This is a genomic window from Imperialibacter sp. (assembly GCF_048007035.1).
GTDB lineage: Bacteria > Bacteroidota > Bacteroidia > Cytophagales > Cyclobacteriaceae > Imperialibacter.
In genome coordinates this window covers 818,725-835,435 of record NZ_CP180355.1, presented here as the reverse complement: position 1 = coordinate 835,435, position 16,711 = coordinate 818,725, and the positions used below count along the sequence as shown (strand labels likewise).

The 16,711-nt window shown below is 47.0% G+C and carries 12 protein-coding genes; 6 read left to right on the top strand and 6 right to left on the bottom strand.

Annotated features, from left to right (window positions below; all coding sequences use genetic code 11):
* Window positions 1-33: 33 nt before the first annotated feature.
* From ftsZ to ACMVP2_RS03730, 4 genes are all read left to right on the top strand, one after another.
* A complete protein-coding gene (gene ftsZ / locus ACMVP2_RS03745) occupies window positions 34-1,608 on the top strand; it encodes a cell division protein FtsZ (RefSeq protein WP_416866770.1) in 1,575 nt (524 codons plus the stop codon).
* 465 nt (window positions 1,609-2,073) lie between these two features.
* Window positions 2,074-2,589, top strand: a complete 516-nt coding sequence (locus tag ACMVP2_RS03740; protein ID WP_416866769.1) for a hypothetical protein — start codon at window positions 2,074-2,076, stop codon at window positions 2,587-2,589.
* A 602-nt stretch (window positions 2,590-3,191) separates the two neighbouring features.
* Window positions 3,192-3,635 (top strand): hypothetical protein, encoded by a 444-nt coding sequence (locus tag ACMVP2_RS03735; RefSeq protein ID WP_416866768.1) that lies wholly within the window; start codon window positions 3,192-3,194, stop codon window positions 3,633-3,635.
* Window positions 3,636-3,827: 192 nt separating this feature from the next.
* Window positions 3,828-4,142, top strand: a complete 315-nt coding sequence (locus tag ACMVP2_RS03730) for a hypothetical protein (protein WP_416866767.1) — start codon at window positions 3,828-3,830, stop codon at window positions 4,140-4,142.
* A 27-nt stretch (window positions 4,143-4,169) separates the two neighbouring features.
* Here ACMVP2_RS03730 and istB read toward each other — a convergent pair whose 3' ends face one another.
* Window positions 4,170-4,901: an IS21-like element helper ATPase IstB gene (gene istB, locus ACMVP2_RS03725; protein WP_416864670.1), complete on the bottom strand. Its 732-nt coding sequence runs from the start codon at window positions 4,899-4,901 to the stop codon at window positions 4,170-4,172.
* 66 nt (window positions 4,902-4,967) lie between these two features.
* Window positions 4,968-6,521: an IS21 family transposase gene (istA, locus tag ACMVP2_RS03720; RefSeq protein ID WP_416864671.1), complete on the bottom strand. Its 1,554-nt coding sequence runs from the start codon at window positions 6,519-6,521 to the stop codon at window positions 4,968-4,970.
* Between the two features lie 154 nt (window positions 6,522-6,675).
* Here istA and ACMVP2_RS03715 point away from each other — a divergent pair, with 154 nt between their 5' ends.
* Complete coding sequence (locus ACMVP2_RS03715) at window positions 6,676-7,074, top strand: hypothetical protein (RefSeq protein WP_416866766.1); 399 nt, start codon at window positions 6,676-6,678, stop codon at window positions 7,072-7,074.
* An 11-nt stretch (window positions 7,075-7,085) separates the two neighbouring features.
* Complete coding sequence (locus tag ACMVP2_RS03710; RefSeq protein ID WP_416866765.1) at window positions 7,086-8,039, top strand: hypothetical protein; 954 nt, start codon at window positions 7,086-7,088, stop codon at window positions 8,037-8,039.
* 102 nt (window positions 8,040-8,141) lie between these two features.
* Here the strand turns inward: ACMVP2_RS03710 and ACMVP2_RS03705 are convergent, their stop codons facing one another.
* From ACMVP2_RS03705 to ACMVP2_RS03690, 4 genes are all read right to left on the bottom strand, one after another.
* Window positions 8,142-8,417, bottom strand: a complete 276-nt coding sequence (locus tag ACMVP2_RS03705; RefSeq protein ID WP_416866764.1) for a hypothetical protein — start codon at window positions 8,415-8,417, stop codon at window positions 8,142-8,144.
* A 2-nt stretch (window positions 8,418-8,419) separates the two neighbouring features.
* The gene (locus ACMVP2_RS03700) at window positions 8,420-8,719 is read right to left on the bottom strand and encodes a hypothetical protein (protein ID WP_416866763.1); all 300 of its coding nucleotides are present in this window, start codon (window positions 8,717-8,719) and stop codon (window positions 8,420-8,422) included.
* 184 nt (window positions 8,720-8,903) lie between these two features.
* Window positions 8,904-14,969: an Ig-like domain-containing protein gene (locus ACMVP2_RS03695; RefSeq protein WP_416866762.1), complete on the bottom strand. Its 6,066-nt coding sequence runs from the start codon at window positions 14,967-14,969 to the stop codon at window positions 8,904-8,906.
* Between the two features lie 61 nt (window positions 14,970-15,030).
* Window positions 15,031-16,533 carry a PorP/SprF family type IX secretion system membrane protein gene (locus ACMVP2_RS03690; RefSeq protein ID WP_416866761.1) on the bottom strand — a complete coding sequence of 501 codons (1,503 nt, stop codon included), beginning with the start codon at window positions 16,531-16,533 and terminating at the stop codon, window positions 15,031-15,033.
* Window positions 16,534-16,711: the final 178 nt, after the last annotated feature.

Below are 16,711 nucleotides of genomic sequence, written 5' to 3'. Positions count from 1 at the left end.
TGACAAAAGGACTACACCTCAACTTCTATAGTTATGACAGGAAACGCATACAAGTTCGATCTACCCCAGCATCATAAGTCGATCATTAAGGTGATCGGCGTTGGGGGCGGTGGCAGCAACGCTGTCAACCACATGTTTAATCAAGGTATCAAAGACGTCGAGTTCGTCATTTGCAATACCGATTCTCAGGCGCTCAACAGCAGCCCTGTACCCATCAAGCTGCAGATAGGTGCCAACCTAACCAGCGGCCTCGGGGCAGGAGCCAACCCTGAAAAGGGAAAGAACGCAGCGCTGGAGAGTAAAGAAGATATTCGGGAGCTTCTGAGTGAAGACACCCGCATGATATTTATTACCGCAGGCATGGGCGGCGGCACAGGTACTGGTGCAGCGCCTGTCATCGCCAAAGTGGCCCGGGAACTGGACATCCTCACAGTTGGCATAGTGACAGCTCCTTTTGCCTTTGAAGGCAAAAAGAAGACACAGCAAGCTGAAGAGGGAATCAGAGCCCTGAAGGAAAACTGCGACACCGTGCTGGTGATCCTCAACGACAAGCTGAGGGAGATTTATGGCAATCAATCCATATCTGAAGCTTTCTCCAAAGCCGACAATGTGTTGACCACAGCTGCCAAGGGCATTGCGGAAATTATCACCGTGCCTGGCTATGTCAACGTCGATTTTGAGGATGTGAAAACGGTGATGAAGAACAGTGGAGCTGCCGTAATGGGGTCGGCCGTTACCAGTGGCGACAACAGGGCCATTCGTGCCGCTGAGGAGGCCATTTCTTCACCGCTGTTGAACAACACCAATATTCTTGGTGCGCAGAAAATACTGCTTTCCATCATTTCCGGTGAGCAGGCTGAGTTGCAAATGGACGAGCTGACTGCCATTACTGAGTACATGCAGGAGGCAGCCGGCGACGATGCTGAAGTGATCTTTGGCCACGGTGTCGATCCGGAGCTGGGCGACTGTATAAGGGTAACGATCATCGCTACAGGCTTTGACCAGGAGTCCATTTCGAAGATACTGGAAGAGAAATCAGAGAAGAAAATACACGATCTGGAGAAAGCCAAGCAGATCGATCTTTTTGAGCACCAGCCTAAAAAGCCTGAAAGGCCAATTACCGAGCCGGTCATCAAGAAGCTGAAGGATGAAATAAGAGAAGAGGACGAAGCTGAAGCCGAAGAAAGGTCTTATGTTTTTGACTTCAAGAAGAAGGACACCCCTCCGTCAACTCCTAAGAAAAAGGACGACGATGATAAAGGGCTGTTTGAATTCGGAGAAGAGTACGAGGTAGTGGAAGGCAGCGACCTTGACCCGGGCGACGCCTTTCTTGAGGAGCTGGAAGGTTCGGCCCATCAAATGAGTAAGAAAATAGAGCTGATGGAGCAGGCAAGGGAAAGAGAGCGCAAGCTGGCCAACCTGAAAAGCCCGTCTGCTTTGGATAGTGATTCTTTCAAAGAGAAGCTGGAAGTGCCGGCTTACATGAGGAAGAAAGTTAAGCTGCAGGATGTGCCCCATTCATCTGAAAGGAAGATTTCGAAGTTCAACCTGAATGACGACAACCAGATCTTGGGCAACAATCGCTTCCTGCACGACAACGTGGACTAGTTTTTTTGTTTTACAATTAATAATTGCAAAGGTTTTATTCCTGTCTAACTTTTGTGAGCTGTCTCATGCCCCGGCTTTGTCGGGGCTGAGCACGGCGAATTTTTCCAACTGATTTCGTGATACACAACCCCTCTCCCGTAATTGCGATCCGTCCGTCGACGGATGGGCGACCGGCAGGAGAGGACCCGGTAACAAACACTTGGAGGGCGGCTGCCGAACAGGCGGCCCTCAGGCCAGGCCACCACTGCCCGGCTTACAGCTATTCCGCAGGAATCTTCTGCGGCACGCCAGGCAGCTGAGAGAGTGACGTTATTAGGGCAATAATATTGAAAGACTTCTTAAGCGCCGGCTTCCCGACGCCAGAAAAACCTGCCTGAATATTATTATTGAAATAAATCTTCGATATTCAATAAATATATAATGCAGGTATGGACCAGGGCCATACCGAAATGTTAGACACAACAAATGCAAAAACTGACACCAAGATTACTATTAATAACTGGCACTTTAAGCATAGCAGTTGTTTCATACTATCTTTTCATGAACTATCTATGGTTTAAAGAACAGGTTTTTAGCGATAGCATATTATGTGTAGACCATCCAAACTATGTATCACTCTCCCTACATATGCACTTGAGTTTTGTCAAGAATTCCCTTGGAATATTTACGGGGTTTATACTGATATTTATTGGTTTCGGGTTTTCATTTTATTCGATCGAGAAAACTTCAGATATTAAATTGAAAGGAGCTGGAATTAGTTTTTCGATAATATCGAATTCACCTGGAATTATCGCTATTGTTATCGGAGCATTTGTTTTGACAACATCCATAACTACTCAAGCTAACTTTCCGGGAGCCCTTGATTACATTGATTGTCCAGATTTAAAAAGCATATCACCTAATAAATCCAATGGAGAAAGTATTATTAAAGATGGTCCTAGATACAAAAAAGATACTACTAACACTAGTAATAGTAATTAGTCAGTCTTCAATCTCTTCCGCTCAACGAAATGAACTTGACCTTTGTGAAATGATGGATCAAGCGATAGAATTAAAGAATCTGGAACTGATCTATTCACTAAGAGAGACATATCAAAGATTGGAACAGAATGGTCTAATTTCATTGGATAACAATTGCTCGAAATACATTAACGAAGAAATTGAAAACTATTTGATAGAACATTCTTATAGCGACCCGAGGATAAAAGTAGTTAGTGCGCCGTACAGATTTCAAAACTTCAATCCTTATCCTCAGCCACATAGAGAGATACCTGATATTTCTTATATTATCCCTCCCACTTTCAAACCTTATGGAAGGTCTTATTATAATGAATTTGGATTAGGTCTTGGTAACTTAGGTTATCCCGCAAACCCTTTAATTGATCCATTTTATTATCAAAGTAGTATTAAACCCTATTCTTGGTGTGAACTGGTTTGTCCTTGTTATTAAAGTGTCTAACAAGCACTAAGCTCCATCGGCTTACTTAGTTATTTGCAAAGAGTATCTGGAACAGATACATTTGAGATATATGAAAAGCTAAGCCGACAGAGCTTAGTTTGACGTTAGCTTTCATAGCTCTTCTATGTGGACAGGCTTGATCATCGGAACAACAGTAGTGCTAGCAATTGAATTTGTGCTGATTCGATCGTTTTTCATGGCGGTCAAGCGGATAATTCCTCGGATCTACGTACTGCTGCCATTTGTGCTTTATACGGTGGACGTAGTCCTTCTCCTTGTCGAGAGGGAACTTGAATACAAGAACAAAATTGCTCTAATGAATGCGGGGAAGTTTCAATTGCCTGATTTTGGTGAGCGTATTTCCAACTTCGGTATAGCTCTAAACGACAAGGTCTTGCATGAAGTGAATTTGCTGACGCTTTACCTTTGCTTCATTCTAACAGCATTGATTTCGGCCGGACTTTACTACCGAAACGAAGAAATACGAACAGACCTTCTTAACTCTGTAGGACTTAGCATGATATTGGGGCCGACGCTGTATTTGCTTAGACTTCTTTGGATTAAATGAAAAGAAAGCTAACAAAGGGCTGACAATGAATGGCGGCTTCATCGGTTTTCAATCATTTGTTGGCTTGGAATGTCCGCCACAAGGGTTAATTTTAACATCGGCGTGGCTAAGATGTAGTGGAAGCGGGGCTGCATAAAACTCCCACACTCACTTTACTGAGGCGTTACCTGCCATATCTAAAAAACGAAATAAATGGATCAAAACCTGAAGGAATTATTTGAAGCCATTGCTGTAATTGCCAACACATCTACAGTTTTTGTAAACTTCAAGGATTTAAAACTGCGATTTCCTGTCAAGTCCATTAAAAAGGCTTTAGATGATTCCGCTTCAATTGAGGACATCTTAACGCATTTATTTGACAGGAAGCAAGTTACATGGGAACGTTATAACTATGAAAATGCAAACTGGAGCCAAAATAGTTTAAGAGATTTGCGTAACAATTGGCTATTTCGGTCTAATGGTGCCAGTGATTTCGGCCTTATGGTGCCACTAGTTGTTCCACTATAGGAGAGTGTAATTTTAGCATAAATATTATTAAAGCACAGGTTGTTTTCTTAAAGATTGACCTTTGAGGTCTATCCTGTGAGAAGAGTTAACCAACCGATCCAGAATAGCATCAGCAATGGTGCCTTCTCCGATTATATCATACCAAGCGGATACGGGTATTTGTGATGCTACAATAGTAGAGTTGGTGTTGTAGCGCTCCTCAATGATATCAAGGATAGTTTCCCTGGCATGATTATCCATGGATTGTAGACCAAAATCATCAAGTATGAGCAGGTGAGTTTGGTTAATCTTTCTTAGTTCCTTTAAATAGGTTCCATCCACTTTAGCAAGTTTGAGTCGGTTAAGCATCCTGGCCGTATTTTGGTAGACGACCTTGTATTCCATCATACAGGCTTGATGCCCCAATGCTTGGCTTAGGTAGCTTTTCCCCAATCCTGAAGCACCGGTGATGATGAGGTTTTCATTTTTGGCAATGAAGTCAAGGGTAGTAAGCCTTTGAAACATGTTTTTGTCCAGATTTCTCTGTTGCCCGTAGTTGATCTCTTCAATGGTTGTTTTTTGTCTAAACCCAGCCAGTTTGAGTAGTCTCTGAGATTTTTGATGCTGCCTGGCTTCCCATTGATGGTCGGTAAGCATGCCGAGGTACTCATCGGAAGTCATTTGCATGTGTTGATTGGATGAGACTTGTTGCTCATGGAGCTGTGCCATGGCTTCCAGTCTCATTGCACGTAGTTTTTGATTTGTTTGTGTGTTATTCATATGCGATTGTTTATGGTTTCATGTGGATAGTATTTTCAGCCATCACATGGCATCCCCAGGGTCATTTCACTGATAATACCGGGCACCACGGATATTTTCATGGACAGGGATGTGTGAAGATTGATCGGCTAGTTTTTCTACATCAAGCTCCAACTCTTCCTGTTTATTGATGAGTATATTTTTGACCAGTGTGTAGCGGTATTCTGCCAGGTCACAGGCTCTTTTACAGGCTTTGTTAAGCCTGTCACCGCCATGGTCTCGGCCCATGGCCAGGATGCCCTGTGCCCGCTTGTAGTTGATCTCAGGATAGTCAGGATTAGCAAACAGGCCTTTCATAAAGCTAACAACTGCTTCTCCATATCGGAGAGCTGCTTTTTGGAAGAACTCAGGACTCCACTCTGAATAGGCCTTGTGGGTACTGCTCAGGTGGTCTTTATTGGTGATGTAGGCCCCTTTCACAGGGTTGCGATGATGAGAGGCTATACGTTGGTGGTTGTAATAGACCTCTATTATATCATCAGTATAATGAATCTGCGTTTGATGTCCAATGTAACGATAGGGCACGCTGTAGTAGGCTTTGTCTGGCGAAAAGAACACATACCCCATCTTCTGTACCTTCGCTCGGGTATAGTCCTTGAGCTGGTAGCGACTACCAGGCAGAGGTTTGAGATAACCTCTATCCAGGGATTGGTAGAGCTCTTTTCGACTGGCCTGTTTTCTTTGAAAAAGCAGATCATTGTACACCTGTAGCTGTTTTCGGATCTCTTTATTGAGATCGCAAAGACTGAAGAAGGTAATTTCCCGTAAGGGATAGAAGATACGCTGATAGGTAAGGTGTACTGCATTTTCTACCAGGGCTTTGTCTTGCGGTGAATAGCTGCGTGTGGGGTTAATCACACAGTTGTAATGCCTGGCAAAGTCTTTTAATGACCGGTTGATGTCCGCTTCATATTTACTGGCTTTGGTTACTGCCGACTTAAGATTGTCTGAAACAATGGCCTTGGGTACGCCATCAAAAAACTCAAGAGCATTGCCCAGGCAGGAGAGAAAATCACCCCGTTTCTGGCTATCACAAGCCTCTACATAGGTGTATTGACTACAGGGAAGTATCGCAACGAATACTTCTACCTCACAGACTTCGCCTGTTTGCCGGTCTACCACAGTCATTTTCTTGCCTGTGTAATCCACGAACATTTCATGGCCTGCCTGATGGTTGAGCTTCATGGAGCCTTTTTCACGGGCATATTTAGCTCGGTAATGAGCCATGAACTGGGTATAGCTGTAGGGTGATGAACATGCCGATGCGTACTCCTGATAGTGATAGAGAAAGGTGAAGCCGGGGTGAGAGCACTGCTGATGGACGTGCTGTAGGTAAAGCATCAGTTCATTGTAGCGATCATTATCAATGGTAGTTTTTACTGGAAATTGTTCCCGTAAACAGGCTTCATCTAGCTGTAGAAGTGCTCTGAGGGGACGATCGCTGCCTTTAAAAAGCTGTAGGTAGCGATTGATTGTATTGCGGCTGATGCCCAAAGTCTCACCAATCTTGCGATTACTCAGGCCGTCCAGGTGTAAGGTGATGATTTGTTTTAAGTCCATAGGATCAAGGGTTTTTGACATGTCAGCTCTTTTTTGAGCTGAGTATAAAAACACTTCTCCTATAGTGGTAACACCTCGTGGCACGGTTAGAACCGTGTTGACTTCTTGATGCAATTAAATTGGCACGGTTAGAACCGTTGATAACCCAAACTCAATTGGCAAATAGTGGCACAGTTTGAACCGAAATCGCTGGCACTGTTGCTCCGAAATCGCTGGCACCCTTAGAACCGCAGTATCCAACAAGTGTGATGATCAGGTTGACAGGTTGCTTAATTTAAAATCTCAAGATCAAGATCAATTTCATTTCTTAGCTTCTTTTTTAAGAGTTTACGGAAGTTTGGCGGATGAGGCATACAAAGAGATAATCAAGTCGGATATGACCGATCAACCTTTGGACAAAATCCTTAAGGATTTCAGAAAAAAGGCCTATCCAATTATAGTGACATTTATTTTTTCATTACCTGATTCAAGTCCCATTAAATCAAAAAGCCTTGATAAACTAGAAGAAGGTCTCAAAAACTCCAAACTTCGACTAAATCAGATAGTACCCAAATGGAGTATTGAACCAAATTAAAACTCTTAGTCATGAAGAACGAAATAGTATTAAAGAGGCTAGCAATTATTAAACACCTTTTTCGAATAGGTGTTGAACAATCATATCAAGTCGAAACTGTTGCTGCATTTTCCATTTTATCATTTCATGATAGCATTGAAATGTACTTGAAGCTTTTGGCTGAAGAAAAAAACATCAAATCTGACAAACTAAACTTCTTAGATTATTGGACTCAGATACCTTCCTTGACTTTGAAAGAATCGATGAGAAACCTAAATGCTAGAAGAGTAAACATCAAGCATAAAGGGTTATTGCCTTCAAAATCAGACATTGAGATAAGCCGTGTGAACGCACACGACTTTTTTGATCAGAACACAAAAACACAATTCGGGATTGAATTCAGTGAAATTTCATTATTTAGTCTAATAAGTTATGAGAACGTAAGATCGCAATTGGAAGAAGCCGAAAAGGCATTAAATGGCAACAACTTTGAAGATTCAATCGAAAAGGCAGCAATTGCATTTCACGAACTGCTCTATACTTATGAGAACTCAAAATCTGACTACCTAAGTAACTCTCCTTTCTTTTTCGGTAAAGACCTAACTTTTCAAAGTTCCTTTCACATGGGAATCCGAGAAGACAGAGACATGGCAAGGTTCGTTGATAATGTTAGGGATTCACTTGATGGGATACAGAAAGCGATCAAAATTATAAGCTTTGGCATTGATTATAAGAGGTTTGCTAAATTTAAACTTCTAACACCAAAAGTAACGAGGATGCAAAACGGTCATCACGTTTCTGAAATTTGGAGAAAGAAGAAATGGACTAAACAGAACTGTCAATTCTGCATAGATTTTGTTCTTGACAGTGCTTTAAAACTTCAAGAATTTGATTTTGATATTGCCGAGATTGAAGAACCTCGAACCTTTGAACCAGTGTTCGTAGAAAAAGAAAGTAAGGCTGGAAAAAAGGCAGGTAACAAATGATATAGCACATGCCTCTACAGGGTTACTTGAAACTGAAATGCAAAACCGATACTTTAGTAGATATTTAAAAAGTCCAGAGGCACGTGCCATATCTGGCCGCCCTCAAAACCCCAAAAAATCAAACAGCTCCTTTGAGTCATTGGTCAGCAGCACTTTTTGCTTGTCGGTGGCTTTTACAATGTCTCGCTGGCCAGGCCCGCTTCCGGAGTAGAACGCCAGCGGGGTTTTTACCCTGGCCTTTTTCACGTAGGCCAGTAGGTCAAGCCCGGCCTTGGGGTTTTTAGTGTTGTCCTCCAGGCGGTTCATGTCGCTGATGATGTAGTCGAAGCCCTGGGTTTTGATGAAGTTGATGGCCTGGTCAGTGGTAAGTGCCCGCACAATCACCGCCCCCCCTGCCTGGCCATGTAGTCGGCAATGGGTTTGTTGTTGGCTGGCTGGTCGTCCACCCACAAAATCCGGTTCTTCTTCACCAGAAAGGAGTTGAGCGAATCCCGCACGGCGGGGTTTCTTTTACATGTGAATTTACTGAAATTATCCAGATCGTATTCCTGGTTATTTATGTTTTGAAGCGACCCTTCCTTTGCGTGAGGGATAGTAGCGGAAAGCCCACAGGCCGAGGTAGGAGGCACGACGTGCGAAGCAGAGGACTTGCAGCGAATAGCCCGACCTCCCGAGCGCATCAGTGTTTCAGCTGACACGTATCTCCTGCGAGGGAGGGCACGCCCAAGGCTCCGAAGGCAATGTCAAATGTGCATGAGCTTTTGCTGTTCGGGATGCGGCACAACAAAAAGGCATCTTATTTTAACCGGCCAGCGTGTAAGTGCCGGCCATAGCAGTGACGATCAACGATCGATTTGGTTTCACTTACCTGATCAACCTCACTACCCCTGTTTTTTCTCCACCTATGGCTAGTTCCGTTCCATCGGCAAACCGACCACTGACACTCCACACGTATGCCGCTGATGGGGCGTCGGCCGAGCCATTCACCTTTCCATTCCAACCCAGGGTGGTTATCTCGTCCACGTTCGACGAGTAAAAGACCTTGTTGCCCCGGGCGTCGTAAACCTGAAATACGATGCTTTCGATGCCAGTACCTCTGAGGATAAAGAGGTCGTTGCGGCCATCGCCGTTAGGTGAAAACAGGGAGGGCAGGAACAACTGGTTGGTTATCACCTGGTTGATATTGACAGTAAGTGAAACAGTGGTTGTGTGGATGCCGCCAATGTCGGTGCCACCGTCATCCACGACGGTCAATGCAATGGTAGCGGTGGCGGAAACATTGCCTGACGTATTAAAAGACACTGTTCCAGCACCGTCGGGGCTGTTGTAGGCCACCACTACATCCGTGATCAGGTTGGGCGAATCGGTGGAAGCTTTGATGTGGATGGTTTGACTTTCGTTGGACGCACCGGCGGTAATTCCTGAGAGATCAAAGCTGGCTGAGCTCCCTGCCGCAACATCAATGGCTGTAGGCGTATCGATGGTAGGCGGATCATTGACCGGGGTTATGTTGACACTGAAGGTGCTTTTTGTGCTTGTATTATTCACGCTTCCGTTGTCGGTGAGAACAACGGTAACATCTGCGGTTCCAAAAGCATTTTCTGCCAGTGAAAAGGTCAATGTGCCCTGAGCTGTAATGACGGGCGCTGTACTGAACAATGAAGGGTTGTTGTTTTCAATCACCTGAAACGTAAGCAACTGAGTTTCATTGTCCCCATCACTGATGTTGGTGGCCCAATTATCGATTTGGATGGCGCCGGCGTCTTCCAGCTGCGTAATATTGCCGCCAGCGGTGAAAGAAGGAGGGCGGTTCTCCTGCGCCACAACAATGGTTACCCGGGTGATGTCGGACAACACGTTGCCGTCACTTGCCTGGTAGTCAAAGGTAACGGTGCCTGTAAACCCGGCAGCTGGCTCATAGAGAAACGACCCGTCAGTGCTCAGGCTCAGCGAACCGGCAGCCGCATCCGTTACCAAAATTGCTGTCAGAGCGTTGCCATCAGGATCCGAATCGTTGGCAAGCACACCGTCGGCTGCCGCCACATTCAAATCCACGTTGTTGTAAGTGGTATAAGATTCGGGCATGGCCAACGGCGCATTGTTAAATACGATAGTACTTACCGCTGAGGCATTATTGCCGTTACCGGCTAAATCTTCCAGCGTGTTGGCCTTGATTTCAAGGGCGATGTTTCCAGTGCCATCTGGCGCCAGGTCAACCGTGTATTCGTTGGCAGAAATGCTTTTGAAGTTAGTGAGCGACGCATGGGTGGCACTGACGTCTTCGGATGCAAAAAGGGTGACTGCCTCACTAAACCGGAAGGTGATGCTAAAAGGAGTGGTAGTGTTGACCAGCGCAGGTGCGTGTAGGATTGCCACCGTTGGCGGTGTCAGGTCGGCAACAGTGCTGAATTGAGTAGCAGCGAAGTTGCCATTGGTAGCCGCATCCTGTGCTGCATTATCAGCTATGTTTATGGTGACAGTCCCGTCGGTTTCTGGGGTGATGACGGCGGTGTAGACCGAAGCGCTGGTGGAGGCAAAACTGTTGGCTGCTCCGTTGCCAACAGAAATGTCGGTAACATCAAAGCCTGTCACGTCTTCTGAAAAAGTAAAGGTGGTGGTAAAAGCTCCGTTGGTGGGATCGGCCGCTGCACTGCTTATCGTCAGCGTGGGGGAGGTGAGGTCGGCTTCGATGGTGAACTGGGAAGCTGCGGAGTTTCCATTGCTAGCTGCATCCTGAGCTACATTGGCGGCAACATCTACGGTGACAGTCCTGTCGGCGCTTGGGGTAATGACAGCGGTGTATACCGAAGCGCTGTTGGAGGCAAAGCTGCTGGCGGCTCCGTTGCCAACGGAAATGTCGGTAACATCAAAGCCTGTGACGTCTTCTGAAAAAGTAAAAGTGGTGGTAAAAGTTCCATTGGTGGGATCGGCCGCCTCACTGTTGATCGTCAGGTTTGGAGAAGTGAGGTCTGCTTCAATGCTGAACTGGGAGCCTGCAGCGTTTCCATTGGTAGCTGCATCCTGCGCTGCATTGGCGGCAACATCTACGGTGACAGTCCCGTCGGCGCTTGGGGTAATGACAGCGGTGTAGACCGAAGCGCTGGTGGAGGCAAAGCTGGTGGCGGTTCCGTTGCCAACAGAAATGTCGGTAACATCAAAACCTGTCACGCCTTCCGAAAAGGTAAAAGTGGTGGTAAAAGCTCCGTTGGTGGGATCGGCCGCTGCACTGCTTATCGTCAGCGTGGGAGAGGTGAGGTCGGCTTCGATGGTGAACTGGGAAGCTGCGGAGTTTCCATTGGTAGCTGCATCCTGCGCTGCATTGGCGGCAACATCTACGGTGACAGTCCCGTCGGCGCTTGGGGTAATGACAGCGGTGTAGACCGAAGCGCTGGTGGAGGCAAAGCTGGTGGCGGTTCCGTTGCCAACAGAAATGTCGGTAACATCAAAACCTGTCACGCCTTCCGAAAAGGTAAAAGTGGTGGTAAAAGCTCCGTTGGTGGGATCGGCCACTGCACTGCTTATCGTCAGCGTGGGAGAGGTGAGGTCGGCTTCGATGGTGAACTGGGAAGCTGCGGAGTTTCCATTGGTAGCTGCATCCTGCGCTGCATTGGCGGCAACATCTACGGTGACAGTCCCGTCGGCGCTTGGGGTAATGACAGCGGTGTAGACCGAAGCGCTGGTGGAGGCAAAGCTGGTGGCGGTTCCGTTGCCAACAGAAATGTCGGTAACATCAAAACCTGTCACGCCTTCCGAAAAGGTAAAAGTGGTGGTAAAAGCTCCGTTGGTGGGATCGGCCACTGCACTGCTTATCGTCAGCGTGGGGGAGGTGAGGTCGGCTTCGATGGTGAATTGGGAAGCTGCGGAGTTTCCATTGCTAGCTGCATCCTGAGCTACATTGGCGGCAACATCTACGGTGACAGTCCCGTCGGCGCTTGGGGTAATGACAGCGGTGTAGACCGAAGCGCTGGTGGAGGCAAAGCTGGTGGCGGTTCCGTTGCCAACAGAAATGTCGGTAACATCAAAGCCTGTCACGTCTTCTGAAAAAGTAAAGGTAGCGGTAAACGCTCCATTGGTGGGATCGGCCGCCGCACTACTTATCGTCAGCGTGGGAGAGGTGAGGTCGGCTTCGATGGTGAATTGAGAGGCTGCAGCGTTTCCATTGGTAGCGGCATCCTGTGCTGCATTGGCGGCAACATCTACGGTGACAGTCCCGTCGGCGCTTGGGGTAATGACAGCGGTGTATACCGAAGCGCTGTTGGAGGCAAAGCTGGTGGCGGTTCCGTTGCCAACAGAAATGTCGGTAACATCAAAACCTGTCACGCCTTCCGAAAAGGTAAAAGTGGTGGTAAAAGCTCCGTTGGTGGGATCGGCCACTGCACTGCTTATCGTCAGCGTGGGGGAGGTGAGGTCGGCTTCGATGGTGAATTGGGTAGCGGCGATATTATCTGCACCTCCTAAATCCTGAACTACACCTGCTGCCAAATCTACGGTCACCAGGCCATCTGTAGTGGGCGTTATTGTGGCAACGTATTCACTGATATCAATAGAATACTTATCTGGTCTAGTAGCCGTGCCATTGTTTACCGTAATGTCATCAGCAGAAAAACCTCCTAGGTCTATGTCCTCCGAAAAAAGAAATATTACAGTAAAGGGGCCATTAGTTGGATCAGTAGCTCCTCCACTTCTTATAGAAACTGTTGGGCCAACGGGGCTTGAAACTACGGTTGTTCTATTATCGGTATGGCTAAATGTCCCATCTCTTACATCCAAAGTAAAAGTGGTGGTTTCCGTATTTCCGCTAGCTACCCTGTTCTCCCTTGGTGAAAATACCAATGCCCTAAGGCTAGTTTGCAAACTGGCTGCATCTGTGCTTGCTAAGGTATATGGTCCTAGTCCTGTTAATCCTGCACCGGTCAATCGCCCATTGGCGTTGTCATCCAATGTAATGGTGGCGGAGACATTGTCTCCATTAGGGTCCTGGACTGTTATAGTTGAAAATGGACTAAGAGTGGCATTATCATTTACAGCCTGGTTAGCTGCTGCTCCAGTAACTACAGGAGCTGCAAGCGAGTATTCGTTGATAATCCTTGAGGGTAAATTCATCACAAACATTTTGGTGCCATCGGCACTAAAGGCCAATGATACCGGATCGACTGCCACCGAAAAGCGCTCATTATCTCCAGCATAGGTAGCCGTGGACACGTCCCAGGCTGTGGTCAGGTTATATTCGTTGATATCGTCTCCATCAGAACCCATCACAAACATTTTAGCACCATCCGCACTAAAGGCAAGAGAGCGAAGTTCGGTTTCTTGTGCTGCTACTGAAAAACGTTCGCCATCACCAGCATAGCTGGCCGTAGACACATCCCAGGCGGTCGTCAGGTTGTATTCGTTGATATCCAGCCCTTCATTACCCATCACAAACATTTTAGTACCGTCTGAGCTAAAGGCCAGAGATCTGGGAGAGGTTTCTTGTGATGCCACCGAAAAGCGTTCAGCATCCCCCGCATAGCTGGCCGTGGACACATCCCAGGCAGTGGTCAGGGTATATTCGTTGATGTCATCTCCGGAATTACCCTGGACAAACATTTTGAAGCCGTCCGCACTAAAGGTCAGAGAGGTTGGAGAAGTTTCTTCTGATGCCACCGAAAGGCGTTCGGCATTCCCTGCATAACTGGCCGTGGATACATCCCAGGCAGTGGTCAGGTTATATTCGTTGATGTCCCTTCCAATAAGGCCGATGACAAACATTTTGGAGCCATCTGCACTAAAGGCCAGAGAGAAAGGTGCGCCTTCTTGTGCTGTCACCGAAAAACGATCTTCATTGCCATCATAAATAGCTATGGAGATATCGTAGGCTCCTGGAATGGTATTGATATAATTTGTTTTTGTGAGTGTGCGGGAGCAACCATCCAGATCAGTCACGGTGAGTTTCACGTCAAAGATTCCGGAGGTGGTATATTCATGACTCGGGTTCAGGGCATTTGAGGTTGTCCCGTCTCCAAAATCCCATGTCCGACTTGTAACAGGGGATCCACTGGTAGTATTGTCCTGAAAATTGATTGTAGCAGGCGCAGCTGCCACGGTTGTGGAAGTTGCCTTAAACTTAACACTGGGCCCAATCACCTGTACGTAATTCGTTCTTGTTTTGGTACTAGTGAAATTGTTTTCATCTGTAATGGTCAGGGCAACTGTGTAAGTGCCCGGACTATCGTATTTGTGGGATGGATTCTGGTCACTCGAAGTACCGCCATCACCAAAATTCCAGGCCCATGAAGTGATGACCGATGAAGACGTTGATGCGTCAGTGAAATTTGCAGTGAGCGGCCCGCATCCAAAGAGCGAGGAGCCGGTAAAGTCAGCCCCCAGCTGTACTATTTTCACAGCCTTTTCCACATAATCGCTGCATCCGTACACGGTATCTACAACCGTGAGCCGCACATTAAAGTCACCAACTGAAGTAAAAGAATGAATAGGGTTTTGTGCCGTCGATGTACCTCCATCACCAAAATTCCACTGCCAGGTGTCGGGCAGAACGGATTGATCTGTAAAGAATATTGTTTTAGGGGCTCCGAGGCCAATGGCCGGGCTTAAATCAAAATTGGCCGCAGGGGGGCGCACAATGTATGACTTGTTATACGAGTCTGTTAAACCACCAGCATCAGTCGCAGTTAAAATGACGGTGAAAGTTCCCGGGGTCGTATAAGTATGGGTTGGATTTATCTCATCAGAGGTGGTGCCGTCTCCAAAATCCCAGAGGTAGTCGACAATGCTGCCGGTGGATAAATTAACAAACGTTACCTCATCATTTTTACACTTACTGCCCGGGGTAATTGAAAATTCTGCATTTGGTTGCGCTACGGCCAGCGAGCTGCAAAAAGAGGCAAAGACGAAGAACGTTATGATGATTTTGTATAAGTGTCTGTTCATGTTTATAAAGGGCGCAGCCCGAAACGGGAAACCACATTTCTTCGGTGTGTTATTGAGTTGGCTAGTCATTTTTTTCCACTATTTTAATTTCCACTCTTCTGTTAAGCTGCCTCAGGGCCTCGGTGGAATTGTCGGTCAGGGGCTCAGTTTCGCCCATTCCTATGGTTGTGACCCGGTTCTCGCCAATACCTTTGTTGACCAGGTAGGCTTTTACGTTTTTAGCCCGCTTTAGCGAAAGGCTTTGGTTGACCTCCAGACTTCCCGTGTTGCAGGTGTGGCCCGTTAATTGAATATGAAGGCTTGCATGGTGTTGGAAGATGGCGGCCACCTGGTCAAGATATTCCTGCGATGGATCGTCGAGTATGTCACTGTCCAGTTTGAATCGTACGTTCTGGTCCACAATCTTTTCTTCTTCCGCTGACAGTGCCAATGGCGCAACCACTTCTATTGCTGGCTGCACTGTCGCTGGTAGTTCCTCAGGCTCCTTTCTTGGCTCAACAGCTGCCGTATTTTCCTTAGGTCGGTCCGCTCCAACATGTTCGATCAACCTGCTCACTGGTTCTGCCGACTCAACCTCCCCGACTGCTGCTTGCCTCTTCCTTTTCTTAAAAATCCGATAAAAAATAGCTATCTCGAGCGGGCTGCCAACAGCACTTTGGTAAGCGTTGCTTAAAGGCAGCTCAAAGCTCAGAGCGGCTTTCAGAGCTGGCTGCTGGTACTGCACCGAAAACACCATCAGTTCATTGGCGTTGTACCAGCCACCCAACCCAACCTGCTTTGCGTCACTGTTCATGAGGTCGTAGGTAAACAAGCTGCCAGCCTGTAGTAGCCTATTTCCATTGGTAACACTGCCCTGCGCTGTAGGAACAACGGCAAACTCGCCCTGTCTGAAAATTTCGTAGCCTAACGTTGCCTTGTAGGTAGCGGGTAGCTTTTGACTGTTTTGATCTGAATACGATATTTCTGGGTTAGTAAAGTTGAAAAGAGAGATGCCCGCAAAAGCTTTCACACGATCTTCGTCGTCTCGCAGCTGCCAGTAAAGTCCACTACTGGCCGAAACTGCCGTTCGGCTGCTGCCATTCATCCGTTCTCCGGTTGAAGCGGTCGGGTCGTAAACGCCATTGATGAACTGGCTGTCTGTAGATACGTCGCCAACCAAGCTGTTGCCAAACATGACGGCTTGTGTGCCAAAGCTGAGTGAACTGCGTTCGCTGAGGGCGATGCTTACGGCAGCACCCAAAGAGCCTCCGTTGGTATTGAAAAACTCTGTCACTCTGTCGCTGTAGAAGCTTCCGGAGAGCACCAGTCGGTGTTTGCCAACCCCAATGGGGTACAATGCTGAAACCTGCGTGGTTGTAAATTTTTCACCCAGGTGAAGAGGCACGCTTCGGTAGTTGATTCCTACCCAGGCGCCCTGCGCCATGCCTGCCTGGCCGGGGTTAGTAGCCAAAGGGCTCAACTGGTACTGGTTAAAGAAAAGGCTTTGAGCGGAGAGACCGGATCCGAAAAATAAGAGGGCGAAGAAGAGAAAGAACTTTCGGGGGGACATAGTAGATTCTTGCATGAGCTAAGCTTTAGTATCTTTCAGCTTCTAATTGAAATTGCATCGGCAACAGTGCTGAGGCAAGGTGAGCAACAAAACGAGCGTGCTGCCCGGTATCCCGAAGTTGGATTGTCGGCAATACGTTGTTTGTGGTAAACGTTCGATAGGCACATTTTTTTTCACACCTCAATGATTTGGT